The organism is Lysinibacillus sp. NPDC096212, assembly GCF_044763105.1.
In the GTDB taxonomy this organism is placed as follows: Bacteria; Bacillota; Bacilli; order Bacillales_A; family Planococcaceae; genus Lysinibacillus.
Genome location: NZ_JBIWFQ010000048.1, coordinates 1 through 25,773, shown reverse-complemented (window position 1 = coordinate 25,773; position 25,773 = coordinate 1). Strand labels below are relative to the sequence as shown.

Genomic DNA, 25,773 nt, shown 5'->3' with positions numbered 1-25,773 from the left:
CAAAAATCTTATTAAATTTAAAGTATAAAGAAATCGGGGTTCATCTGGGTTAACGTGCTGAAAGATTTGTACACCCCAACATTTGACTTAGAACCCTTATTTTATGTTTTTAACAATGAAAACAAACGCTCTTGCATCTTCTCCTCAAATGAAAACCTTTTCATTTCCATGCCTACTAAGCTAATAAGTAATTCTTCAATATCTACAAGCGAATAAAAAAGGAATGTTCCTTCTCCCATTGGGCGAACTCTCTTATCGACTGTAAGCTCATCTCCAATAAAGTAAGCTATATTTACGTTACAATGTTCCATTAATTGCGTAATGCGCCGTTCATCATCTGGATTAATAAAAAACGGCACAATTTTATCAATATACAAAATACTTTGCACAAGTTTTATGAAGAAATTTTCACGAAGTGAAGTTTCCACAACTAATATAGTTGTTTTCTCATGCTGATAATCCATATACAATACATGTAATTGATCTTCTAATAGTTTCTTTAATATATTAATAGAATTCCTGTATTTTGTCATGTCCGTTTGAATTTCTCTTGTTAATAAACGTAGAATTCGAAAGGCAGGTAAAAATATTTTTAAAATAATTTCTTTAGGATGTAAATGATCTATTAATTTATTAAAATAGACTCTTAAGCTATTTTCGTCACAGCGAATTAATTGTTCTATAAATAAGTTAAAAATTTCTTCAAAGCTGTTAGCACGGTAATCAATCATTTTCGCAATTTTCACACTATAATTTAAAGGTAAAATCATTGACTTTTGTTCATCCAGCAATTTAACTTTAGGTAACGTTGGGAATAAATCATAGACAAGTTCTACTTGTGCACTTCGATTATCCGATAATTGAACGACTGAGTTGACAGGATAAATCCCTAGGCACTCTACAAATTTATGCATAAATTTCTCGTTATATAAATGTCGATCACGATATAAAACAGCTAATGCATCTGTTGCAGCATATCCCGAATGATATACACGCTTTGATGTCATAGCGGAATAAACATCTATAATTTGCAGTAATTGAACCCCCTCACACATATCATCCTCACAAAGCTGATTTGGATAACCTTTACCGGCAAAACGTTCATGATGATCACGTGCTAAATAGGCAATATCGTCTTCCCCATTTTCTATGAGTAACTCATAACCTTTAGTCGTATGAGTTTTAACAATGTCAAACTCATCTTCTGATAATTTTCGTTTTAAATTTAATATGTCTTGCGGGATAAATACCTTCCCAATATCGTGGAACAAATAGCCCCTTGCTAGCGTTTCAATATCGGTTAAACCTAAATAACGCGCAAAAATTGTACCTAAAACGAAAACATCAAATGAATGAACAAAAGAATACTCATCCCATTCTTTTAATCTCATGAGTAATTCATAGCGATGTTTTTTTTCAAAAATTTGTTCAAAAATACCTCGTACATAAGCAGTATCTTGGGTGCTTTTTAAAATTTGACCATAGCGCAATTCATGCACAACATTCTCTAATGTAGTCATAAAAAGATTTTTTACCGTATCTTTATACTCATCTACCTCATCCTTTTTATCCATCAGAGGTGCAAATACATCCTCGTAATCTCTTGTACGCTGAACACTCAAATCATGAACAATTCGGACTGAATCAGTTGGTAAATATACAGATAGTTCGTCTACTTTTCTAAGTTTAAGTAAGACAATAATCCGCTCCGTTAAAACTAGATCTTTTTTAGCTAATAAACGATAATCAGAAAAAATATCTTCAGCTAAAATATCATTGGCTTCAACTTCATCAATACTTAACGTCACTTTTCTTAGCATATTTTCTGCCACATACGCAATGTCCAAGCATTATGTGACTCCCTCCTTCTTCGATAAGACTGCGTTGTTCATCAATTATGCCTCGGCATAATTGCGTCCGGAGGCTTTAGGCAACAAATAATTTTTGCGCGAAAGCGTAGTGCTAACGTAGCGGCAGCAGCAGATATTTTTTGCGCGAAAGCGTAGTGCCAACGTAGCGACAGCAACGTGTTTTGTCTGTGCGAAAGCGTAGTGTCAACGTAGCGGCAGCTACAACACGATATTAGTCACTCAGTTGTTGCCACAGGACGCGGCCTTTTTAGACTGAGTTCCTATATTTCAGCGGATGTCTTTTGTACCAAAAGCGTAACGTCAGGTACAGATGTTTGGACCCACGCTGAAAGAAGTTAACATTCATCTATATCATTTACAATATCATAGATTAAAACACCTTTTCAACTAGTTTATGGAATTTACATGGATAGTTACTACTATTTTTACGTTAAAAACTATTATAAAATTAGTAATTTATATCCAAAAAAAATTCCTTTGGCAACAATTATTAATTTTAAATAAAAAAAGATATAAAGTCCTATACAAAGGACTAAAAAGCGTATATTAGCGTATATTTATAATTTATAGTTAAATTTATCTCATTAAATAATATTTCTGTAAATCATAAAGAATTACTTAATTTGTCCTAATACCATTAGCAAAAATCCAACACTAATAGATAAATATTACCATTCAGAAAAATAACTACTCATTTTTACATTATGGAACATTGAAAATTAATCATTTATATATATTTCACCCAACTTTTATCTCACCACCAAAAGTCGAGATGACATTTGTTAATACATATTTTATTGATTGGTACGATAGATCAGAGACAAATCCCCTATCCCTAAACAGCTCATTGTTCGGCCTTAAAAGCACACCAGTCGAGTCAGAAATACTATTCATTCATGTTGATGAACAAGTATTTTATCCATGTTAATTTTTAACATCATAAAATTCCCTCTATTCTCATCTTCGTCATTTTGATATAAATAAAGTATTGTAGTTAATCCTAAATGTTAAATAACAATAATTTAACAATTCATGGAGATTCCAACCTATTACATTCAGCCCGTTGTAATAGGTAGGTCCTAGCTATAAAATTTTTTTATGTACTTTGGAGGAAATTTATTTGAAGAGCAATCGTTTTTATCACATCGCTATGGCATCAGCACTAGCAACAAGCGCTATTGTCATTGCACCCCCAGCACATGCTGCATCGGGATTCTCTGATGTAAAAAATGTGTCAAGTGAGGAAGGTCAAGCTATTATTAACTTAGCTCAACGCGGCATTATATCAGGCTACCCTGATGGCACATTTAAACCTGAGAATTCAATTACTCGTACACAAGCTGCAAAAATTTTAGCTGGTGTTTTAAAGCTTGATACGGTTCATGTGAAAAATCCTAATTTTAAGGATATAAAACCTGGCGATGCAAATTATGGTGCGATTGCTGCTTTAGCAAATGCAGGTATTATTAGCGGAACCAATGGCTATTTCAACCCAACTAAAAATATTACACGTGGACAAATGTCAAAAATGATTGTGAAAGGTTTTAAATTACCAATTACAAACGGCATTAACATTCCTTTCTATGATGTCAATGAAGGCAGTGAATACGAACCATATATAAAAACGCTTTTTGCCAACACCATCACAAAAGGTACAACCCCTACTACCTTTGGACCACAAACTAATGTAAAACGCTCCCAATTAGCACTTTTTGTTGTACGTGCTGAAAAAGCTCAAGGCAACGTCACAGTTTTTGCTAGTCAATTTAAGCAAGACTATATCTATGCTTCTTATGGCGGCATTAAGCCTGCAGAGGATATCTTTACATGGGTTGAAGATGAAGAAGATTATATGACAGAGTCCATTACAATTAAACCGCTAAAAGAAGGCACGGGAAAATTAGTTATTACGGGCTTTAAAGAAGATACTGAAGAATTTTTGGATGTCTTTTACTTAGTAAATGTGAAGAATGTAAACGGGAAGCTACAAACAACACTTCAAAAAGTGAAAGAAGAGGATTATGCAGAAAACTTACCGTTCAACTTAAAGGAAAGTAATTTAAAATTTGTTCCTACTAATGTAAGTATTCAAACTGCAGATGGTCAAGCCTTATCTCCTGAATTATATAATTTTAAATCAACGAATAACTCTGCTACACTTTCTATCTTTAAAAATGGGCAGTATATGCTTACTTTCACTAACGGTACTCAACAACAAACAATGGCTGCTATTGTCGATACATATGATTTCGTGCGTAGTATTGATTTGTATCAAGTTACAGATGAGTTAACGATTTCAAGTAGCTATCTATCGTTTGAACCAACACATGTTGCCTTAGAAAAATTTAATTCTGAGCCAGCAACTGTGAAAGCTACAATAAAGGATAAGCAAGTAAATGTTACACCATTAGCAGAAGGTACATCTATTTTACATATTACAGGTAAAAATGGTGAAACTGCTTATCTATATATTGACTTTCTAAAAATCGCTAATAAATGGGCTGTTTCTTACGGTTTCATGGATGATTCAGAAGATTATTAATGTAAAAATGCCAGAAGATCAATATTAATGATCTTCTGGCGTTTTTTCTTGATCAGCACTCGTTCTTAGCTGAAATTCAGGCGTTCTTTCAAGCTGTTCGATAAATTTTTTAGTCTTAAAACGAATTCCTGTTTGTTCCTCGTAAATTGTTGTAATTATTTTTTTAATAAAATATTTTGTTTCCTTTTTTAATTCTAATTTCCCAATCTGGTCAATCGGTACAGTATAGAACATTCGGATAAGCTTAAGCTGAGTCGGTGTTAATCGAATGATATAAGGATCATGATGATAACAACGATGACACAAAAAACCTCCCTGGACAAAAGAAAATGCAAATTCTCCGTCTACTGCACCACAAGCAGCACAAGCATGTAAAATAGGCTGCACGCCAGTATAGGGCAGCATTTTCCATTCAACGAACAATGTAATAGCCTCCGGGTCGTAACCTTCCTCAATTGCTTGTAATGCTTGAAGGAGCACATCAAATGCAAGTGGCTCAGGTTTTCCCTCTTCTACTACACGCTCAACAAGTTCCATTATATAACTTGCATAGGCCGTTGCCATTATATCCTCACGAATATGACGCATTGAATTTAGATGCTCTCCTTGTTGCAATGTCCCCATACCGGTATGATGCTGTACCATAAACATGCCATACGTAAATGGCTGTGTCACAGATGCTAACCTACTGGAAGGCTTCTTCGCTCCCCGAGCCATCGTTGCAACCTTTCCTGCTTCTCTCGTTAGTAATGTTACAATTTTATTTGATTCTCCATAGGCACGTACCTTTAGGACAATCCCTTCCCATTTATGAAGCATCGATTCCCCTCCTTTTCAACCTTTGCAATCAATTATGCCTCGGCATAATTGCCGCTGTCGCGCAGATAAACAATGCGTCCGGAATCGGCTTTGTGCTTTGGCCTGCGTGAGGGCCGACACGATGTCGGTCATTTCGGTAATGCCACAGGACGTGGCGTTTTTACCGATGCAGGTCAGTTAGCCGTTATCGCATGGATGCGATGATTTTAGGCTAACCCCTTTATTAACTCCTTTCCGATTCCGTGACATCCGCCGGAGGCTTTCACTTCTATCAGCGGGTGTCCAAATAGAAGTGAAAATAGAGCTGTCCAATAAATTATTGGACAGCTCCATTTAAAACTACAGCGACAGATAGGAATGTTGTAAAGTTGTTTTGTGTTTACAGCATATCTCATCAATTATGCCTCGGCATAATTCCGTGACATCTGCCAGAGGCTTTAGGCCAATATGATGTTGGTCACTCAGACGTTGCCACGGGACGTGACGTTCTTAGACTGAGTTCCTCTATTTCAGCTGATGTTAGTACAGCCGCTGAAATAAGTTAATATTCATCATCACGGAAACCGAAGTCACGTAAATGTGTTGATTTATTTCGCCAATCCTTTTGTACCTTAACCCAAAGCTCTAAATACACTTTTGAACCAAGAAGCATTTCAATATCTTTTCTTGCACGTATCCCTACTTCTTTTAGTAGCGCTCCACGTTTACCAATGACGATCCCTTTTTGAGAATCCCTTTCCACAATAATCGTTGCTGCTACACGAATTTTATCTTCGTTTTCCTCATCACGGCGAATTTTATCAATAACAACAGCAATGGAATGAGGTATTTCTTCACGCGTTAAATGTAACACTTTTTCACGAATTAACTCTGAAATAATAAAACGCTCAGGATGATCTGTTACTTGATCTGCTGGGTAATATTGTGGCCCCTCTGGTAAATATTTCGTTAATGTAGTTAATAAATTTTCTACATTATTCCCTTGTAACGCTGAAATCGGAACTATTTCCGCAAAGTCATAACGCTCTTTGTAGCTTTCAATAATCCCTATTAATTCATCAGGATGAATTTGATCGATTTTATTAATCACTAGGAAGACAGGCGTTGGATTACCCGCCAGCATTTCAAGGATGAATTCGTCACCCTTTCCAAGTTTCTGCTCTGCATTTACCATGAACATAATAACATCCACTTCACGCAAAGTATTTTTAGAAACCTTTAGCATAAAATCCCCTAGCTTATGTTTCGGCTTGTGGATTCCTGGTGTATCTATAAAAATCATTTGGCTATCATTTGTTGTTAGTACACCTTGTACTTTATTTCGTGTTGTTTGTGGTTTATCACTCATAATCGCAATTTTTTGACCAATGACACGGTTTAAAAATGTTGATTTTCCTACATTTGGTCGCCCGATTATGGAGATAAAACCTGACTTATAGCCATTGTTATTTTCCAGCATTCTCTAAATCCTCCGTTGTAAATGCAAACGGTAGTAATTCGCCTACAGACGTTACCGTGACATCACCTTTTAAGTTTGTTAAATATACAGGCATAGATGGTTTGCAAAATTCCATCATCACTTGACGACAAGCTCCGCATGGCGCACATGGTCCATCCGTATCAGCTACAATAGCGATCGCCTCAAAATCATAAATACCTTCTGACACGGCTTTGAAAAATGCTGTACGTTCAGCACAATTGGTCATACTATAGCCAGCATTTTCAATGTTGCAGCCATGAATAACCTCTCCATTTTTCGTTAAAATCGCCGCGCCAACTTTAAATTTTGAATAAGGTACATAAGCCTTTTCACGCGCTTTTTTTGATTCTTCTAGTAATGCATGCATATCAATTGTCATTAATGTTCTCCTCTACATAAAATAAAAAATAGCTCATCACCATAACGTGGGTTGATTTCCGTTCCGGCTGGGCGCTTTCCTGGGCGCGTCCGATGAGCCGCTTCGCTTGCGCTCCATGGTCTCGGGCCAACACGATGTTGGTCACGAAGGCGTTATCACAGGATGTGATGCTTTTAGCCTTCGTTCCTCTATTGCTGATCCCCAAGGAGTCGCCCAGCCTCCACTACAATCAACTTATAGCATGGATTAACAAATGTCCTCACTTAACTTTTGGTGACGAACCTAATAACCATAATTCTCCAGCACAATAGCTACTACTTCATGACCTAGTAATATTTTTAAAACCATTTCGGTATAAATATGAGTAATCCGATTATAGCACTGAATATCGCAAATACAAGTACTGCGCCTGCTGCAAGATCTTTTGCCTGCTTAGCAAGTGGATGGATAGTAGGTGAAGCTAAATCTACTACTCGTTCAATTGCAGTATTAATCATTTCAAGTGCAAACATTAGTGCTATTAATAGCAACACAATATACCATTCCATACGTGATAACTCCGTAAAATAGCCAGCAATCAAAACTATTCCCGCACTTAGCAAGTGGGATATAAAATTTTGCTCAGCACAGGCTGTAAGAATACCTTTAAAGGCATACCCAAAAGAGCGTACGAATTTGCGAACATTCATTTATTCTCGTCCTAAGCCGAAAGATTGTAAAATCTCATCCTGCTTACCGAACATCACCTTTTCATCTTCCGGCACCATATGATCATAACCAAGTAGATGTAAGAAACCGTGAACCGCTAAAAAGCCTAATTCTCGTTCAAATGTATGCCCATATTCCTCAGCTTGTTCTTTTGTACGATCCGTTGAAATAATAATATCTCCTAACACACGGGGCATCCCTTCAAATGTTACTTCTATTTCTCCCTCACCTAACTCCTCAAGGGCAAACGAGATAACATCTGTCGGCTGATCCTTGTCACGATATTCTCGGTTTATTTCTTGAATCGCTTCATTTGTAACAAACGTCACTGACACTTCTGTTTCCGGTTCAATATTCTCTACTTTCGCTGCATGCTGTAAAAGCTTTTCAACAAGCTCCATATGCTCAGCAGCCACTTCATTTGTTTCATCTGTAAAATCAATTGTTAAAATCATAGATCCTCCTACTTATCTGCCTTTGGATATTCAATTCGTGAGTGGAAAATTCCATTCAACGTTTCACAAAGTACTCGCTCTATACATTTTAACTCTTTTATTGAAATATCGCATTCATCAAATTGATTGTCTTGTACTCGATCATCTATAATCGCTCGTACCAACTTTTTAATTTTCTCTGCATTCGGTTCCTTCATCGATCGAACCGCTGCCTCAACACTATCTGCAACACTAATAACTGCCGCTTCCTTCGTTTGTGGCTTCGGACCTGGATATCTGTACTTTGTATCATCTAAACATTTTCCTTCTTCCTTCGCTTTAAAGTAGAAGAACTTTAACAGACTAGATCCGTGATGCTGCAAGGCAATATCGATAATTTCCTGTGGCATCTTATAACGTTTTAGCATTTCAGCTCCATCAGTTGTATGTGCGATGATAATTTCCGCGCTTTTTTCTGGAGGCAATGAATCATGTGGGTTAACACCAGACATTTGATTCTCGATGAAAAAGGCAGGACGCTTCGTTTTGCCAATATCATGATAATAGCATCCTACACGAGCCAGTAATCCATCCGCTCCAATTTCCTCACATGCCGCCTCCGCTAAGTTCGCCACCATTACACTATGATGATATGTTCCTGGAGCCTCCATTAGTAATTTTTTCAGCAACGGATGATTTGGGTTCGATAATTCAATTAAACGTAGCGACGACAATAAACTAAACGCTGATTCAAAGAATGGTAAAAGACCCATTGTAAGAGCACCTGATAATAGAGCCGATATCAACGCCGCTATAAAGTAATACACCAACTCTGACAAACCGTAAGTAGATTGTGTCATCAGTAAATAAAATGCGATAAACGACATATTTACTAGCCCGATAACACCTACAGCATGTAAAATATGCGAACGCTTTTCCATACTCCCCAAAAAGAATAAGCTCGCAAAGCCTCCAAAAATTATATACAGTGTAATTTCCATCTGCATAACAGATGAATAACCCTCCTGAAAAATAACACCCGCAGATGCCGCTGTCATAACCGTAATAAGTACCGCAGCACGGTCATCCACTAATAGCCGTACAAGCATTGTTGCCAAAGCTGTTGGGAAAAGGAAGGCAACCGTAACATCGAAGCCACTAGAAACTAGGCTTATAAATTTCATCAGCAAGATGGATAAACCATAAACAATTACTGTCACCAACAACGCATTACGTTTCTTGTGCTCATCTGTATCCAAACGTTCAAATAAAACAAACATGAACGTCATTTCCAAAAGTATTAAAATAATCAGCCCTGCAATCGGTTTCATCGATGCTTTATTACTCACCATACCTAGAAGTTCTAATTGACGAAACGCCTCATTATCAATAATTTGACCTTCCTGTACGATGATTTGACCTTGAAGAATTCGAGTTGGTTCAACCGATTCCTTCGCTTGATCCTTTCGAATTTTCGTTTGTTCTTCATTTATCGTCTCATTTTCGATAATACTAGTACGTCCAATTAAAACTACCGTATTAAATATTTTATCCGGATATCCTCGTTGTCCACGAATTTTTGTCTCAAAATCATTTTGACCCGCAAACACATTTTCTGATCGAATAGATTTTTGCAAATATTCCTGCACAGATTTTGATAGTTGCGTACTTGTTCTTTTTAAATCTGCTTCACTTTGTACTAACAAACCCTCTAGCTGTGAATCAGTAAAGATAATTGGCATTTGCTCTGAATCAATGGATTCAAACTTTTTGCGCAGCTTCGCCACTTGGTCGGCAATCGGAATAGGTTCTTTGCTACTCTCAACATCCGCCTTTACGTCGAGAACATAGTCAAATAAAGACGTTACAATCGCAGCTCGCTGCTTAGCAACATCCGCAGAAAATTGATAGACTGGCTCAACCGCATTCGCTGCTTTTTCTCGTTCCTGTTGTGTTTTATAAGTATCTTCTATCGTTTTAGTAGATCGTACTGTTTCAGGCGCTAGTTGTAATGGTTTAAAATCATATGTAACACCTTTAACATTGCCATACATAAAAGTAAATTGTAGGGCTCCTGTTAAGATGAGAACGACAATTAAAAAGTAGCGGAAGCCAATAAGTTCTGTAAATTTTTTTAATTGTTTCTCCATCCGGCACCTCCTCTATCTATCTACTATCATACCAATTCAAAAAACATTTTTCCCGAAAAATGTATAAGAAAGCAAAAAAACAGCTATACAAATTGTATAGCTGTCACAAATTTTTCCATTTTCCAAGTATTTTCACGTTTGTTAATTTTTATACCCGTCGCATTTACTCTAACTCTGTTGCACCTGTCGCTACGTTTCGCTTCACTTTCGGTGCAGACTTTTTAAAACCGTTGCACCTGTCGTTCCGTTTCACTCCACTTTCGGTGCAGACTTTAGAATTACGCATAGCGCAATTCTAAAGTTGCTGTTCTTCGTAGGCTTTGATGATTTTTGCTACGATTGGGTGGCGTACTACATCGCCTTGTTCTAAAATTTGGAAATGTATTGATTTTACATACTTTAGTGTGCGTTCTGCTACGATTAACCCAGATTCCGTATTTTTCGGTAGGTCCATTTGTGTTTTGTCGCCTGTAATGACCATTTTTGAGCCAAAGCCTAGACGCGTTAAAAACATCTTCATTTGCTGATGTGTCGTATTTTGAGCTTCATCTAAAATAACAAAGGCGTCGTCTAATGTACGGCCACGCATATACGCTAAAGGTGCAATTTCAATTGTTCCTCGTTCAATAAGTCTTTGAGTTTGTTCTGTCCCGTAAATATCGTTTAAAGCGTCATAAAGAGGTCGTAAATAAGGATCTACCTTTTCCTTCAAATCCCCCGGAAGAAAGCCTAGAGACTCTCCTGCCTCTACTGCAGGGCGTGTTAAAATAATACGCTTAACGTGCCCATTTTTTAGCGCCTGCGTTGCCATGACTACCGCTAAATACGTTTTCCCAGTACCAGCTGGACCGATACCAAAAACAACGTCTTTATGACGGATTGCTTGTATGTATTCTCGTTGACCGATTGTTTTTGCACGAATAGGCTTTCCTTTCGTCGTGCGTGCAATTTCTTCATCATAAAGTTCTGCAAAATATTCAATCGTTCCTTTTTGTGTCATTTCAATAGCAGTTGCAACATCACGCTGATCAATATTAATTCCTTTACGAATGACCTTTAGAAGAGCATGTAAAAGGAATGTCGCTTGTTCCTTTGCATCCTCTTCACCAGCAAGCTGAATTTGTTCACCACGTGTAATAATGTGGACTTGTAGTGCCTCTTCGATTAACTTCATATTTGCATCGGAAATTCCGAGTAGCATAACCGCTTCGTTTGGATTATCCACTTGTAATACAGTTAAATGTTCTGACATAATCATTCTCCTTGTGGGCCTTGTATTGGACTGGCAATGTTTTCATTGACTAAAAATAGAACTTTCCCTTCAACTGTACCATCCCCCCACTTTACCTGTAAAAGGTTTTCTTTTTTTATAACCGTTTTAGCAGGTAATGAACGTATTACCTTTTCATGAAGTAATGGTATGAGCAATGAATCTATTTTGGATTCATCAAGCTCTACTTGCACTTTTTTAGTGTTCTGCTCTTCAACAATTGAAACATACGGATCGAGCCAGCTTGGTAAATCTTTCTTTTGTACATAGTCAACTTTTTCTTTTTCTTGATGAATGCCTTTCACTAATACACGCCACTGCTTCTGTTGTAGCGTTTCCATCGTTAGCTTTTTCGGAATTTTAAATGAACATTCGAGCCAATAATCAGCGTAGACCTCTCCCTTTGCTCCAACAAAGACTTGATCTTCACCACTTTCAATTACACCACTTACGAGAACATCACCTTCGTAAGCAGTATCGTTGACTGAAATTTTACGTTCACCATTTTGAATATTAAAGTGGGTAATAACACCACCTTTTGTTGCCACTAAATGCGTCGCTAGTTTCTCATTCGTTTGTTTAGTTTGTTTCGGGGATTCCTGAGGTCGTAAAGTTACACGTCCACCATGCTTTTCAATATGCACCCAAGAAAGATCTCGATGCCCTTCTAATAGCTTCTGTCGAATGACAGCATCTGAGGGTAAGTCTTTTTTAGAAATGGGTGTTTCTAGTTGAAATGTATCTTGAAAGGTCTTTCCTAGACGTGCCTCTAACTCTGGCGTTGCCGCTTTAATATCAATACGCCAAATAACCTGTGCACATAGCAATGGTATTAATATCATCAACGCTAGGCCAAGCAAAGTCCAAAGCTGCGCTCGTAAAACTTGAAGCTCATCTGAATAATAGACAGCCATTTTAAGTCGGTAACGTCTACGTACACGGCGTATCTTTGGTAGATAATGCATCGTTGTTTCAAAAGCAACCTCTTGCTCACGAAAGACAATCCGCTTTAATGGCACATGTTGTGCATGCAATGCTTGAATAAAAGGATGAACATTTTCATGGCGCTTTATACGTATGATAATTGGCCGATTATTCCACATTATCGCTCACACCCATATCCTTTGTCATTTTCAGATGAAGCTCCTGCAAATCCTCTACAGAAAGATGAAGCATTTCTTCTTTAAGAGCATTAATTTCCACCGATTTCCCACGCACAGTAATATGATAGTCTGCATAAATAAAAGAGCATGATGAAGCATCAGCATGTAGAAAACGATATGGGCCAATGATTTTTAATGTTTCATATTGTAATAATTCAAGTAGTGGCGTTAATTGAAATAGTTTTCTCATAAAAAATGCCTCCTTCTTCGGCAATATATGCATCGAAAAAGGAGGACATGCTAGTTATTTTCTTTTTGCTTTTGGAGGACCTAAAACTTCTGCCATTACAACAGCCTGCATTAATGATTTTTTTGATTTTGGCAATTGAAAAGCAGATTGAGATTCAGCTACTCCCACAACTTTTTTCTCAGCTGCCAAACGACCGATACTTTCTCTATTCGTTGTACGACTTACTTTCTCAGTCGGGATTAACGGTGGAGCTGCATAGCTTGGAACTTCCTTACTCACTGTTTCTTCGACAAATTTTTTCGGCTCTTCCACTTTAGATTGCTCATTTTTCCAATCACCTAAAAATTCACGTGCAAAATCTTCAAAGCTCTGTGATTTAGAAGCAGGACGTTGCTCTGAAGACATCTCTGCTTTTTCTGTAATAGGAGGATCAACATGAGAATCCTTATTAAAAGGAGGCATTGGTTTTTGTTCTTTCTTCTTTGCTTTACCGAAAATAGAGCTGACTATGGCAATTATCACAAATATAATTAATTGTTCCATTTATTAGTACTGCTCCTTTCAGTTTTTTATTCGTTAGGTCCATTTGTTTCTGATTTATCTGAGCTTACTTTAGAAATGGAGTCTCTCATAGCTGTATCTGCTTGAATGTTGCGGTAATTCATATAGTCCATAATACCAAGATTACCCGAACGTAAAGCTTCTGCCATTGCCTGTGGTACTTCAGCTTCTGCTTCTACTACTTTTGCCTTCATCTCTTGTACGCGTGCAATCATTTCTTGCTCGTTCGCTACAGCCATTGCACGACGTTCTTCAGCTTTCGCTTGGGCAATGTTTTTATCAGCTTGTGCTTGTTCAATTTGTAATTCAGCACCAATGTTTTTGCCGATATCAACGTCCGCAATATCGATTGATAAGATTTCAAATGCTGTTCCAGAATCTAAGCCTTTTGCTAATACAGTTTGAGAAATCATATCAGGATTTTCAAGAACTGTCGTATGACTAGAGGCGCTACCAATTGTAGAAACGATCCCCTCACCTACACGGGCAATAACCGTTTCTTCACCAGCACCACCGACTAAACGTTCAATGTTTGCGCGCACTGTAATACGTGCCTTCGCTTTTACTTCGATCCCGTTCATAGCAACACCCGCAATAAATGGTGTTTCAATAACTTTCGGGTTAACAGACATTTGTACAGCTTCTAATACATCACGACCCGCTAAATCAATTGCCGCACAACGTTCAAATGTTAACTCGATATTTGCACGATGAGCTGCGATTAACGCATTGACAACTCGGTCTACATTACCACCAGCTAAATAGTGGCTTTCTAGTTGATTAATCGTCACAGGCAAACCTGCTTTATGCGCTTTAATTAATGGGTTCACAATTCGTGACGGGATTACACGACGTAATCGCATACCGATTAAAGTGAAAATACTAACGCGGACACCTGCAGCAAGAGCAGAAATCCACAGCGCCACTGGTACAAAGGTAAAGAATACCGCGACAACAATAAATAATATGACTAGCCCTGCAATTGGACCTATTAAAGCTAAATCAATTCCCATTTGCTATTCCTCCATCTCTTCTTCTGTTCGTCTCACAACAATACGTGAGCCCTCTACTTTAATAACTTCTACATGTTTCCCAGCATCAACATAGCCACCTTCCGATACTACGTCAATGCGTTCACTACCAAATAGCATTGTACCTGCCGGACGAAGTGGCGTAACCGTTGTACCTACTTTTCCGAGCAGCTCTGTGCGATTCACGTTAGATACATAGCCCTCTTCCGTTGTTGTCGCATCCATCAAGACTAGCTTGTTTAAAACATGCATTTTTTTACCAAAAAATTTCATCAGGATCACCATCCCTATTATCGCTACAACAAGCGCAATGAAAATCGCTATAATCATTTGCATCATGTTTGCACCTGCCAGTATTAGACTTAGTAATATTAGCACACCGCCGAAAATACCAACAATACCTCCCGGGACAAAAAATTCCGCTACAACAAGCGCTAAGCCTACAATAAATAAAAGTAATGCTTCATAACCTGCCAAGCCTGCCACCATATGACCGAAGAAAAATAATCCAAGTGCTGACAATCCCATTATACCTGGAACACCAAAACCTGGCGAATATAGCTCAACTACAAGTCCCAAACTTGCAATCGACAATAAAATCGGAACTATAATCGGATTCGTAATAAAACGAGCAAGTTTTTCAGCAAAAGTAGGTTCAATTGGAACGATATCACTACCATTTAATTGCGTTTTTTCTAAAAGATCTTGGAAATTCGAAACCGTCCCATTAGAATATTTAACTTTTTTTGCCTCCGAGGCAGATAAAGTTAATAATTTCCCTTTTCCTGCTCGAAATTCTGGTAAATCAACAGATACATCAGCCATTGCTCGTGCATAGATTGGATTGCGACCTTTCGATTCTGCAGCTGCTTCCATTTGAGCAACCCATGCACTATGAGCCTTTAAGTCTGCTGCATTTCCTGCTGAATCAATAACTGCAGCCGCCCCGATCGTTCCACTTGGCACCATATAGATTTCATCCGCATGTAAGGCTAAAAAGGCACCTGCTGAATGCGCATCTTTGTTAATATACGCAATTTTACGTATATCCGTTGCATCCATTAGCATAGCAATATCACCAGCTGCATTCACGAAACCGCCCGGCGTATGGATGTCTAAAATAATCGCCTCTGCATAGTTTTCTTCCGCCTCTTTAAAAGCTCGTTCTAAAAATGCGTGAAGTCCTCGCTCTACTTCATCATGAATAGGTATGTGGTAGACCTTACTACTTGCAAAAGCAGATGTTAATGGAAACGCTAACAAAAATGTCATCCAAATAACTAATAAATAACTGAGGATTCTTCGTCTCCGCATCTTTTTCCCTCCCTTCTAACATGCTTCTCTCCTGTATATACGACTGACTAACTAAAAAGTTTCATAAATCCTAATAATTTTATTATACCGTGAATTTTTAATTTATATTTATACAATCAGTATATAACATAAAAGCCGAATGAATCTCAGGGATCACATTCGGCTTCTTCAATATGTACGTAATTTGAGAGCTTAAAGTAAAATACCTGAAATTAACCGACACGCGATTAATTTCAGGTATATCTTTGTCTGCTCAGTGAATCATACAATTGCGTGTTATGAACGTAGGGATTTTTAATGGGAAATTAAATTACCACTTACGTTTACGTGCAGCTTCTGATTTCTTTTTACGTTTTACGCTAGGTTTTTCGTAGAACTCGCGCTTTCTAACTTCTTGAATTGTACCACTTTTTGATACAGTACGTTTGAAGCGGCGAAGAGCATCTTCAAGCGATTCGTTTTTGCGAACGACAGTTTTTGACATCTCTCTTTCCCTCCCTCCGAACACACGTCAATACACAAATAGGCAAATAACCATTTGCTGTGTACTAAAGAATTATAACGTATTGTCTAAAAATGGTCAATAGAAAGTGTACGAATTAATCTGATGAATTTTTTGTTTTTTTACCTTAAGAATTTTCAGCTTGCTTTTGGACACCATAAACATACAAAGTTTTAAATTAAAGGTTCAATGGGGAGATAAAAATGAAAACATTTAAAAATAAATTAAATCCTCCAAAAATACTTGTGCTAGGCTTTGCCGTCATCATTTCAATCGGAACATTTTTGTTAATGCTCCCCATTGCAACGGTCGATGATAAAGGTCTTTCATTTTTAAATGCTTTATTTACTGCTACCTCAGCTACGTGTGTAACAGGACTGGTTGTTGTAGATACCGGTGATACATTTTCGATATTTGGAGAATTAGTTATTCTTTTTCTTATCCAAATTGGCGGGCTGGGCTTTATGACGTTCGCGACGTTTTTATTTTTGCTATTAGGAAAAAAGATTTCTTTAAAAGAAAGGCTTTTGTTAAAGGAGGCATTTAATAACGTTACAATTGCTGGTCTAGTTAAATTAGTTAAACGGATACTGTTATTTACAGCACTGATTGAATTTATAGGTGGCTTCATTTTATCTATTCGTTTTTCATTCGATATGCCTGTAGGTAAAGCCTTTTATTTCGGATTTTTCCATGCGATATCGAATTTTAATAATGCTGGATTTGATTTAATGGGTGGCTATAAGAGCTTAACAGAATACGTAGACGATCCTTTCGTCGTAATTACTATTTGTGCACTTATTTTGATTGGAGGCTTAGGGTTTATTGTTATAAATGAACTATATGAATACCGCGGAACGAAACGACTTTCAGTGCACACAAAAATTGTATTAACAACAACGCTTATTTTAACAGTCGGCTCAACGATTTTAATTTTCTTATTTGAATACGGTAATAGTAAAACCCTTGGGCAACTATCTGAATGGGGCAAAATTCTTGGTTCATTATACCAAGCAGTTACACCTAGAACTGCTGGCTCTAATACCCTTCCTATTGGTGATTTAACACATTCAACTTTATTTTTAATCATTTGGCTAATGTTCATCGGAGGCGGTTCTGGTTCAACTGCTGGAGGTATTAAAATAACGACCTTCGCTGTTTTAGTTGCTACGATGTGGTCTCAATTAAAAGGGCAAGAAGATGTTGTGCTTTTTAGACGTAGAATTATTCATGAAACGATTTTAAAAGCTTTAACAGTCACAATGTGTGGGATGATGATTGTCGTACTTGTTACCATTGTCTTAAGTATTATTGAACAACGTCATAGTTTTATGATGTATTTATTTGAGGCTACTTCTGCATTTGGAACAGCTGGACTTTCAATGGGGCTAACTCCCGAGCTATCAACTGGTGGCCGCCTTCTTATCATATTAACTATGTTTATCGGAAGATTAGGCCCTTTAACAATTGCTTTTGCTATTACAAATCGACGAAAAAAAGAGGCTTTCCGTCATCCAAAAGGAAATATAATGATCGGGTAACCATGATAAAGGAGCGATGAGTACAATGTCTATCAAACAATATGCTGTTATAGGTCTTGGACGGTTTGGAGTAAGCGTAGCACGCAAGTTGTATGAAGCTGGACATGAAGTTTTAGGAATCGATATTAACGAGGAAAGAGTCGAAGATGCCGAACAATATGTTACGCATGCAGTAGTTGCTGATACGACAGAAGAAAAAGCTCTTAACTCCATTGGGATAAGAAATTTCGATTGTGTCATTGTTGCTATAGGTATTGATATGCAATCAAGTATTTTAACGGTCTCCTTATTAAAGGAGCTAGGTATCAAAAAAATAATTGCAAAGGCTCTCGGAAAAAGACATGGACAAGTTTTAGATAAGGTGGGTGCTGAGTGGGTTATTTACCCTGAGAGAGATATGGGGGAACGTGTAGCCAATCAGCTACTTTCACCGAATATGCTAAATTACATTGAATTGTCAAAGGAATACAGTATAGAGGAAATTATGATTCCTTCTAAAATGGCTGGTCATAATCTACGGGATTTAGACATTCGAGCTAAATATAATGTCAGTGTTATTGCCATAGTTCGAGACGGTAATATTACCATTTTACCCTCTCCTGATGAGACTATTAAGGAAAAAGATATATTAGTGATGATTGGGCATAGAAAGGATCTCACTGTATTTTCAAATATTGAATAGAAAAAGGGATCAAAAGAGGCTGCGTCAAAAGGTTTCCCTTGAAACAGCCTGTTATATTTTATCAATTTTGCTTCGGCATAATTGCGCTGACGCTACAGAAAACAATGGCTGAAAAAATTAAAAGACTTTCTTGCTATCCATATCGTCTTTTAAAATCTCTACCGCCTCTCTGAAACGTAGAGAATGGACGATTTCTCGTTCGCGTAAAAATTTTAGGCTATCATTCAAATCTGTGTCATCTGATAAATCAATAATCCATTGATATGTCGCTCGTGCCTTTTCTTCAGCTGCAATATCCTCATACAAATCAGCAATCGGATCCCCTTTGGCCTGAATATAAGTTGCCGTAAACGGTGCTCCAGCTGCATTCTGATAAAATAATGCCCTGTCATGATTGGCATAATGTTCTCCAAGACCTGCCTCTTTAAGCATCTCTGGAGTGGCATCCTTCGTAAGTTTATAAACCATCGTGGCAATCATTTCCAAGTGAGAAAATTCCTCTGTAGCTATATCTGTCAACAAACCCACTACTTTATCAGGAATAGTATAGCGCTGATTCATATATCGAAGTGCCGCTGCTAATTCTCCATCTGCACCTCCATACTGCTCAATTAAATACTTAGCTAGTATTGGGTTACATGTACTCACCCTTACTGGATACTGGAGCTTCTTTTCGTAATACCACAAAAAAATTCCTCCTAGTTACTTATAATCAATTATGCCAGGCATAATTGCATCCGGAATCCTACCAAAACATATTTGCTGATAAAGTTAAACTTGCCATGGCCAAGGTGTATCTACCCAATTAAAAGGATAATTTGAATAACTTCTCCCAAAATTCATAAGCGGACCAAATTTTTGCTCAAATGCAACCTTAAGTCGCATGCTTATTTCAGTGTTTTCGTTAAATTGCTGAATAGCATCATAATCGTGAGGATGAGTATCTAAATAAAGATTTAATTCCACTATTACAAAATCAATGGCTTGTATTTCTTCAAGTAGCTTATAAAATTCTGGTGGCATCTCTTTACTCATTCTTCATCCCTCCTTCTTGCGGATTTGGATAGGGGCTAAATAATTGAGGCCATAATGTGCCGGATTTGAGAGCTTCTTGAGGGGTTTGATATTGTGGTAGCCCAGGCGGTTGAAAACTCATATACAATTGGGGCGGTGTAGAAAAACTTTTAACCCTTATAGGTGGACATGGATCGAATGGGCTAATAAAAGGCTTCCAATATTTATATTGAGTGAACATTGTATCCTCCCTTCTGTATTCAATTACATCAGTGGAGTATATGAGGTAGATGAAATTTTTATTCAGAGTGGTGTTATAATCCGGAGGAAGTCACATTACCAAACGAGATTGGTAATCCTTCGCGTACCAAGAACACAAAAGTAGCTCGCATTTCGAAAAACGCGAGCTGTATTTTGTACATATTATTATGCATTTTTATAAAGTTACACCAAGAAAATATCCTATAGAAATAAAAATAATTACCCATGTCAAAGCTCCAAAACAAGCGAAAGCAAGATAAGTCCTAAACTTCATCTGGGTTATTCCAGACATGTAACTTGTTACATGTCTAATACCTGGAACATAATATCCTATAATTATTGTCCATGGTCCAAAACGATGAAACCATCGTTCAACTTTAATGAACCGTTTATCATTAAGACCAATCCATTTTCCATATTTTAATATTATAGGTTTCCCTAATTTATTACCAATTAAATAGCTAATGATCATACCAGTAGATGAGCCAAGAAAACTTAAAAGTATACTCAATAGATAGTTTAAATGCCCCTCTTGACACATAAATCCCACAAACGTCATCAAGATTTCATCGGGAACGGGTAAACCAATTATCCCTAAAGATAAAAGTAAAAATATAGCAAGATATCCATATTGACTTATAAAACTGCTTATGAATTCCACGGATAGTTTCTCCTTTTTTAATACAATTCGTTACTTTTATCAAATATCATATATTACCCCATTTTTGCTAATTAAACAGCGGAATGATTAATCAATTATACCTCGGCATAATTGCAGATGTTAGTACACCCGCTGAAAAAGTAACTTAATTCCGCATCATCTCACTACCTATAGAGGTGGGAGACTTTTGTAGCTGAGTCTTCGCTTTCGCTACCAAAACATTTATTGAAGGAAGTTAAAAAAATGAGAGGTCATTCAGATTAAAATATAATAGTTAACGAATGATTGACCTGTTAATTTTACGATATTTTATGTGATCGATGTTACTAAGTTATGTAAGAAGTCGGTTCGTACCTATACAATGTTCTTATAAAGAAAAAATTTATTAGTCCAATAATAAATTTTACATATAAAAAGCTTGATTATAAAACCATAAAAATTATCATATTCCTTCCTATACATTTTTGCAATTACTCTCAATAATACATCATCTATTTTAAGTTAAAAAGAGGGTTATTGTGAATGAAACAATGACAATAGATCGATTGATTAAATATTTGTCATAAATCACTTAAGGAAATTGATGAACTTGCTCAAGTATTAGGGGGATTTTAATTGTGGGGGTAAAAGGGGGTTTTTAAATTCTAAATGTATATGGGGCTAGTCCATAACGAACAGCCCCGTAACTTACTTATAAGTATTTTTCATTACTATTAATAATTAGAATCTGTAGTTTTGGTTTAATGCAAACTCAATAGATAATGGGGTGTAATTCCTTTATTTTAAAGCTTTACACCTTCTATATGTATTTTTTAATAATGCAAAATAATGTATTAAGTAGTGGGCTAATAAAATACGGCGAGCGTGTGTACAGGAATAGGTGAAACAACTCTTCAGTCTTTAGTTATTTGCCGTTTCCTATAAACAATCAAAGCAATAATCGCAAGAATTAAAACTAAAATACTAGAAGTCAAAAAGAATAAAGATAAAGCTCTCTTTTCTCCCCAGTTGTTAAACGCTTGCGAAAAACCGACAAAAATCATCAAAAAGGATAGCACCAATTGAAACTTTGAAACATCTTTATACAATAGAATACCTCCCTTCTTATGTTAATTTCACCATTACGTAAGGTATAAAATGCAAATTTGAGTTTTAGAATATGCCCTTATATTTACTTATTCAAGTTCTTTTTAAGTAATTTATTATTGGAGATAGCAACTTCTATTAAACCAATCATACATATTGCTAAAAATAATATAGACCAATTGATTTTTCCAACTACTAAAAGCGTATAGATAACATCAATTACACAGTATAATAATATAATGCTAGCAATAACTATCCCTTTTTTATTTTTCATCTTTCCACCACTTTCTCTTTCACACGATACTAAGTCAAAATATACCGACTTAATTATACATTAATTAGCTAATTTTTGTATTATTAAACAATTTTTCATAACAGCCATTTTTTATTTGGGCATCCACAAAAAAACACCTGCCGTAGCAAGTGCTTATTTTATTATTCATCTTTATTCGCATTTTGCTGGGATTCCATTTCTTTACGTTTTTGTTCTTCTTCCAATTATTTTTTCTACCACTTCTGACAGAAACTCAAAAAAACAGGCACTCACCTAACTTTCTGACAGTTTTTTTAAAATCAGTAACAAGACACATCCTCTTACATGACGTATATTGTCAAGGGGGTTATGATATTGAGTATATTTTTTTGTTTTTTGATATGATGGTTATAATGTGATAATTCAAAGTCGAAATACTATAGGTATATTAAAAAAACAGGCAAAGTGAATAACTTTGCCTGTTTTTATTAAAATCTATATGGTATTTAAACGTTAACCAGAGTGGAGTTTGATAGATTCTTATACTGACATTAAAAGTAGCAATTGCAAATTTGGTGACTATTTATATAGTCCAAAACAACAGAAAGCGGTACTGAATTATCAATAAAATAAACATACAGATAGTTGCTACCAATATAGCATTCCATATTTTTCTTTTTCGGCTAACTTGCTTATCCCTAAATGATCTTAAAATAGGGATAGTTAAAATTACCATGCCAATAGAAAAAATAGCATTTATTAGGTGTATCCTAAAATCTCCAATTGGAGAGGTCATATAATTCGGGTGATACAGTCACCTTTTCTGGTACAGATACTACAAATAATTACGTAAATTTCACAATAGCTTACCCATATTGTAGTATTTTTAAGTCTCAATACTTCTCTTAAAACTTTTACAGATGTAGTAAGTACTTTAAGCCAGATATTAGTTTTTAAACGATTATATTATCGATACGCATAAAAAAAGCCCAGGCTCAAAATTAATTGAGTACCTGGGCTTTGTCATTGGTGTGTTCATTTGTTTGTTTACAATGACATTGATAGATCACTACATTATCCTCAACAAAAACTGAACATTTCTATTTAACTCGTCTTTGTTGAATCGTAATATACAACCCAATTAAATGATTAGTCGTCATTGGGGATGCACAATTTTCAAAAGGCTTTATCAAAAACAAATTTAAATACAACGTTGGGAGCATATCGAAATTCAATCTAACATAACACTCCTAAAATGATTTATGAAATATATGGTCATGTTCTAAAAGAAATGGAAGAGGCATCCGTAGCGGCATTTAGTCAAACTTTAAATGAAAGTGGGGCTAGTTCCTAACGAACAGCCCCGTAACACTTACTATATAAGGATTTTCATTACTATTAATAATTAGAATCTGCAATTAATCCGTTCATAATAGCAACACCAGAGCTTGCTCCAATACGAGTTGCTCCAGCCTCAATCATCTTTTTCATATCCTCTAAGCTTCGTACACCACCAGAGGCTTTTACACCTAAATCTGGGCCAACTGTTTTACGCATTAATGCAATATCTTCTGCTGTTGCGCCCCCAGTAGAAAAACCAGTTGATGTTTTCACATAATCAGCACCCGTTGCCACAGCTAGCTCACATGCTTTTACTTTTTCTTCGTCAGTTAAAAGGCAAGATTCAATAATTACTTTTACAAGTGCATTGCCTTCAGCCGCTTCAACAACTGCAGCGATATCTGCTTGCACAAGGTCATAGTTTTGATCCTTTAAAGCACCGATATTTATAACCATGTCTACCTCTTTAGCACCGTTAGCAATCGCATCTTTCGCCTCGAATGCTTTAACAGCTGGCGTGTTAGCGCCTAAAGGGAAGCCAATTACTGTGCAAACTAAGACCTCTGAGCCTTGTAAAAGCTCACTGCTATAATTTACCCAAGTTGGATTTACACAAACAGAAGCAAAGTTAAATTGTTTTGCCTCTGCACACAGTTTTTCGATTTGCTCTTTTGTTGCTTCAGCCTTTAATAATGTGTGATCAATCATACGCGCGAAATTTTGTTCCATTTTTATTAAACTCTCCTCTATCAACAAGTTGTACGTACCTCTTTGGCATCATAACATTTTTTAACGTTGCCGTCTAATTTCTTTTATAGTTAGGCGATTTCTATAAGAGTGAGATCATTAATCAAAAATAAAGTAAAACACCGTCCAAAGTTCGAACGGTGTTTCTCTTCATAGTTACTCTATTTTATTTTACAGTTTCTAAAACACGAACAAATTGCCCTTTAGAATGTGGATATCCAGCTTGAGTAATTTTCACCTTCACAAGCTGACCGATTAGGCTTTCAGGACCTTCAAAGACTACTTTTAAGTAATTATCTGTATAACCAGTTAAAAGGCCTTCCTCATCGCTTCCATCATGCACGAATTCTTCAGGAATTACTTCTAGTACTTGATCTTCAAAGCGAGAAGCATATTCCTTTGCTAATTGGTCATTTAATGCGATTAATCGGTGAACACGTTCGTTTTTAATGTCCTCGTCAATTTGGTCCTCCATGCGCGCTGCTGGTGTACCTGTACGTGGAGAGAACGGGAATACGTGTAATTCAGAAAACTTATGATCACGTATAAAGTTATATGTTTCCATGAACTCTTCCTCAGTTTCTCCTGGGAAACCTACGATTACATCAGAAGTGACAGCTAAGTCTGGTAACGCTTCATGTAGTTTAGTTAAGCGTTCACCGAAGAACTCCATTGTATACTTACGACGCATACGTTTTAAAACTGTATCAGAGCCAGATTGGATTGGAATGTGTAAGTGATTAACAACGATTTTTGATTCACGTAAAACTTCAATCACTTCATCTGTTAATTGACTTGCCTCAATCGAAGAAATACGAAGACGTTTTAAGCCTTTCACATTTGCCTCTAAATCACGTAGTAGCTGAGCTAAATTGTAATCTTTTAAGTCTTGTCCATAGCCACCTGTATGAATACCAGTTAGAACAATTTCAAGATACCCCGCATCCACTAGTTGTTGGGCTTGGTTCAATACTTCTTGAGGATCTCGAGAGCGCATTAACCCACGTGCCCATGGAATAATACAAAACGTACAGAAGTTATTACAACCTTCTTGTATTTTTAAAGATGCACGTGTACGGTCTGTAAATGCAGGCACATCTAATTCTTCATAAACACGATTTTTCATAATGTTGCGTACAGCATTAATCGGTTGGCGTTCAGTAAGATATTGGTCTATGTAGCCAAGTAATTTTATACGATCCTGTGTTCCTACAACAATGTCAACACCAGGAATCGCCATAATTTCAGCTGGAGATGTTTGAGCGTAACATCCAGTTACACAAATGACAGCGTCTGGGTTTTGACGAATAGCTCGACGGATAACTTGACGGGATTTTTTATCCCCTGTATTTGTTACTGTACATGTATTAATGACATAAACGTCTGCTTGACGATCAAATTCTGTACGTTCATAGCCTTCTTCTTTAAATAGTTGCCAAATTGCTTCTGTTTCATAATGATTTACTTTACAACCTAATGTATATAGAGCTAGGGTTTTAGGAAGCGTTTCACTCATAATATATTTCATCCTTTCAAGATTGCATTACATTTTGTTTCTTAACTTTTAATTATTATTTGATGTCCATAATTTAGATACGTGAACTATAATAACACAAACCTTTTGAAATCAGTACTTTTAAGATACTTTTTTGTGACTGACCAGGTTCTATTCATGGAGAAAGAGGCTGGGACATAACTAGCTTCAATTAGTGAGAAATCCGAATTTGAATGAATTCAAATTCGGATTTCTCTATTTTTTATGTTGTCTCCATA

At 36.5% G+C, this 25,773-nt stretch carries 25 protein-coding genes; 3 read left to right on the top strand and 22 right to left on the bottom strand.

The window, feature by feature from the left end:
- Positions 1-101: 101 nt before the first annotated feature.
- Positions 102-1,847 (bottom strand): HD-GYP domain-containing protein, encoded by a 1,746-nt coding sequence (locus ACIQ7T_RS26925; RefSeq protein WP_370079397.1) that lies wholly within the window; start codon positions 1,845-1,847, stop codon positions 102-104.
- A gap of 1,144 nt (positions 1,848-2,991) precedes the next feature.
- On the opposite strand from ACIQ7T_RS26925, the gene ACIQ7T_RS26920 reads away from it, so the two are divergent.
- Complete coding sequence (locus ACIQ7T_RS26920) at positions 2,992-4,413, top strand: S-layer homology domain-containing protein (protein WP_402875041.1); 1,422 nt, start codon at positions 2,992-2,994, stop codon at positions 4,411-4,413.
- A gap of 24 nt (positions 4,414-4,437) precedes the next feature.
- Here the strand turns inward: ACIQ7T_RS26920 and recO are convergent, their stop codons facing one another.
- The 13 genes from recO to rpsU form a co-directional block, all read right to left on the bottom strand.
- Positions 4,438-5,232, bottom strand: a complete 795-nt coding sequence (gene recO, locus ACIQ7T_RS26915; protein ID WP_370079401.1) for a DNA repair protein RecO — start codon at positions 5,230-5,232, stop codon at positions 4,438-4,440.
- A 541-nt stretch (positions 5,233-5,773) separates the two neighbouring features.
- The gene (gene era, locus ACIQ7T_RS26910) at positions 5,774-6,691 is read right to left on the bottom strand and encodes a GTPase Era (protein ID WP_370079403.1); all 918 of its coding nucleotides are present in this window, start codon (positions 6,689-6,691) and stop codon (positions 5,774-5,776) included.
- Positions 6,678-7,091 (bottom strand): cytidine deaminase, encoded by a 414-nt coding sequence (locus ACIQ7T_RS26905; RefSeq protein WP_142509859.1) that lies wholly within the window; start codon positions 7,089-7,091, stop codon positions 6,678-6,680. Before ACIQ7T_RS26905 ends, era begins: the two co-directional genes overlap by 14 nt.
- A gap of 338 nt (positions 7,092-7,429) precedes the next feature.
- Positions 7,430-7,780: a diacylglycerol kinase family protein gene (locus ACIQ7T_RS26900; protein WP_370079405.1), complete on the bottom strand. Its 351-nt coding sequence runs from the start codon at positions 7,778-7,780 to the stop codon at positions 7,430-7,432.
- Complete coding sequence (ybeY, locus tag ACIQ7T_RS26895) at positions 7,781-8,254, bottom strand: rRNA maturation RNase YbeY (protein ID WP_370079407.1); 474 nt, start codon at positions 8,252-8,254, stop codon at positions 7,781-7,783.
- Positions 8,255-8,262: 8 nt separating this feature from the next.
- Positions 8,263-10,383 carry an HD family phosphohydrolase gene (locus ACIQ7T_RS26890; RefSeq protein WP_370079409.1) on the bottom strand — a complete coding sequence of 707 codons (2,121 nt, stop codon included), beginning with the start codon at positions 10,381-10,383 and terminating at the stop codon, positions 8,263-8,265.
- A gap of 295 nt (positions 10,384-10,678) precedes the next feature.
- A complete protein-coding gene (locus ACIQ7T_RS26885; RefSeq protein WP_370079411.1) occupies positions 10,679-11,635 on the bottom strand; it encodes a PhoH family protein in 957 nt (318 codons plus the stop codon).
- Between the two features lie 2 nt (positions 11,636-11,637).
- Positions 11,638-12,756 carry a sporulation protein YqfD gene (locus ACIQ7T_RS26880; RefSeq protein WP_370079413.1) on the bottom strand — a complete coding sequence of 373 codons (1,119 nt, stop codon included), beginning with the start codon at positions 12,754-12,756 and terminating at the stop codon, positions 11,638-11,640.
- Positions 12,746-13,006, bottom strand: coding sequence for a hypothetical protein (locus ACIQ7T_RS26875; RefSeq protein WP_370079415.1), 261 nt, complete (start codon positions 13,004-13,006; stop codon positions 12,746-12,748). Before ACIQ7T_RS26875 ends, ACIQ7T_RS26880 begins: the two co-directional genes overlap by 11 nt.
- Positions 13,007-13,060: 54 nt before the next feature.
- Positions 13,061-13,549 carry a hypothetical protein gene (locus ACIQ7T_RS26870; protein ID WP_370079417.1) on the bottom strand — a complete coding sequence of 163 codons (489 nt, stop codon included), beginning with the start codon at positions 13,547-13,549 and terminating at the stop codon, positions 13,061-13,063.
- 26 nt (positions 13,550-13,575) lie between these two features.
- The gene (gene floA / locus ACIQ7T_RS26865) at positions 13,576-14,580 is read right to left on the bottom strand and encodes a flotillin-like protein FloA (RefSeq protein WP_370079419.1); all 1,005 of its coding nucleotides are present in this window, start codon (positions 14,578-14,580) and stop codon (positions 13,576-13,578) included.
- A gap of 3 nt (positions 14,581-14,583) precedes the next feature.
- Complete coding sequence (locus ACIQ7T_RS26860) at positions 14,584-15,912, bottom strand: NfeD family protein (RefSeq protein WP_402875032.1); 1,329 nt, start codon at positions 15,910-15,912, stop codon at positions 14,584-14,586.
- A 310-nt stretch (positions 15,913-16,222) separates the two neighbouring features.
- Positions 16,223-16,396 carry a 30S ribosomal protein S21 gene (gene rpsU / locus ACIQ7T_RS26855; RefSeq protein ID WP_004227078.1) on the bottom strand — a complete coding sequence of 58 codons (174 nt, stop codon included), beginning with the start codon at positions 16,394-16,396 and terminating at the stop codon, positions 16,223-16,225.
- Positions 16,397-16,617: 221 nt separating this feature from the next.
- Between rpsU and ACIQ7T_RS26850 the strand changes: the two genes are divergently transcribed.
- Both ACIQ7T_RS26850 and ACIQ7T_RS26845 read left to right on the top strand, forming a co-directional pair.
- Complete coding sequence (locus tag ACIQ7T_RS26850; RefSeq protein ID WP_370079423.1) at positions 16,618-17,955, top strand: TrkH family potassium uptake protein; 1,338 nt, start codon at positions 16,618-16,620, stop codon at positions 17,953-17,955.
- A gap of 25 nt (positions 17,956-17,980) precedes the next feature.
- Entirely contained in the window at positions 17,981-18,637 is a 657-nt protein-coding gene (locus tag ACIQ7T_RS26845; RefSeq protein ID WP_370079425.1) for a potassium channel family protein, read from the top strand.
- A gap of 117 nt (positions 18,638-18,754) precedes the next feature.
- Here ACIQ7T_RS26845 and ACIQ7T_RS26840 read toward each other — a convergent pair whose 3' ends face one another.
- The 8 genes from ACIQ7T_RS26840 to mtaB form a co-directional block, all read right to left on the bottom strand.
- Positions 18,755-19,324, bottom strand: a complete 570-nt coding sequence (locus ACIQ7T_RS26840) for a manganese catalase family protein (protein WP_402875028.1) — start codon at positions 19,322-19,324, stop codon at positions 18,755-18,757.
- 84 nt (positions 19,325-19,408) lie between these two features.
- Entirely contained in the window at positions 19,409-19,672 is a 264-nt protein-coding gene (locus tag ACIQ7T_RS26835; RefSeq protein ID WP_370079429.1) for a spore coat protein CotJB, read from the bottom strand.
- Entirely contained in the window at positions 19,665-19,892 is a 228-nt protein-coding gene (locus ACIQ7T_RS26830) for a spore coat associated protein CotJA (RefSeq protein WP_370079431.1), read from the bottom strand. Before ACIQ7T_RS26830 ends, ACIQ7T_RS26835 begins: the two co-directional genes overlap by 8 nt.
- 195 nt (positions 19,893-20,087) lie before the next feature.
- Positions 20,088-20,573 (bottom strand): DedA family protein, encoded by a 486-nt coding sequence (locus tag ACIQ7T_RS26825; RefSeq protein WP_370079433.1) that lies wholly within the window; start codon positions 20,571-20,573, stop codon positions 20,088-20,090.
- An 893-nt stretch (positions 20,574-21,466) separates the two neighbouring features.
- Entirely contained in the window at positions 21,467-21,661 is a 195-nt protein-coding gene (locus ACIQ7T_RS26820) for a hypothetical protein (RefSeq protein WP_370079435.1), read from the bottom strand.
- Positions 21,662-21,744: 83 nt separating this feature from the next.
- A complete protein-coding gene (locus ACIQ7T_RS26815; protein WP_370079437.1) occupies positions 21,745-21,933 on the bottom strand; it encodes a hypothetical protein in 189 nt (62 codons plus the stop codon).
- A 1,377-nt stretch (positions 21,934-23,310) separates the two neighbouring features.
- A complete protein-coding gene (gene deoC / locus ACIQ7T_RS26805) occupies positions 23,311-23,982 on the bottom strand; it encodes a deoxyribose-phosphate aldolase (RefSeq protein ID WP_402875022.1) in 672 nt (223 codons plus the stop codon).
- A 184-nt stretch (positions 23,983-24,166) separates the two neighbouring features.
- Positions 24,167-25,516 (bottom strand): tRNA (N(6)-L-threonylcarbamoyladenosine(37)-C(2))-methylthiotransferase MtaB, encoded by a 1,350-nt coding sequence (gene mtaB / locus ACIQ7T_RS26800; protein ID WP_402875019.1) that lies wholly within the window; start codon positions 25,514-25,516, stop codon positions 24,167-24,169.
- Positions 25,517-25,773: the final 257 nt, after the last annotated feature.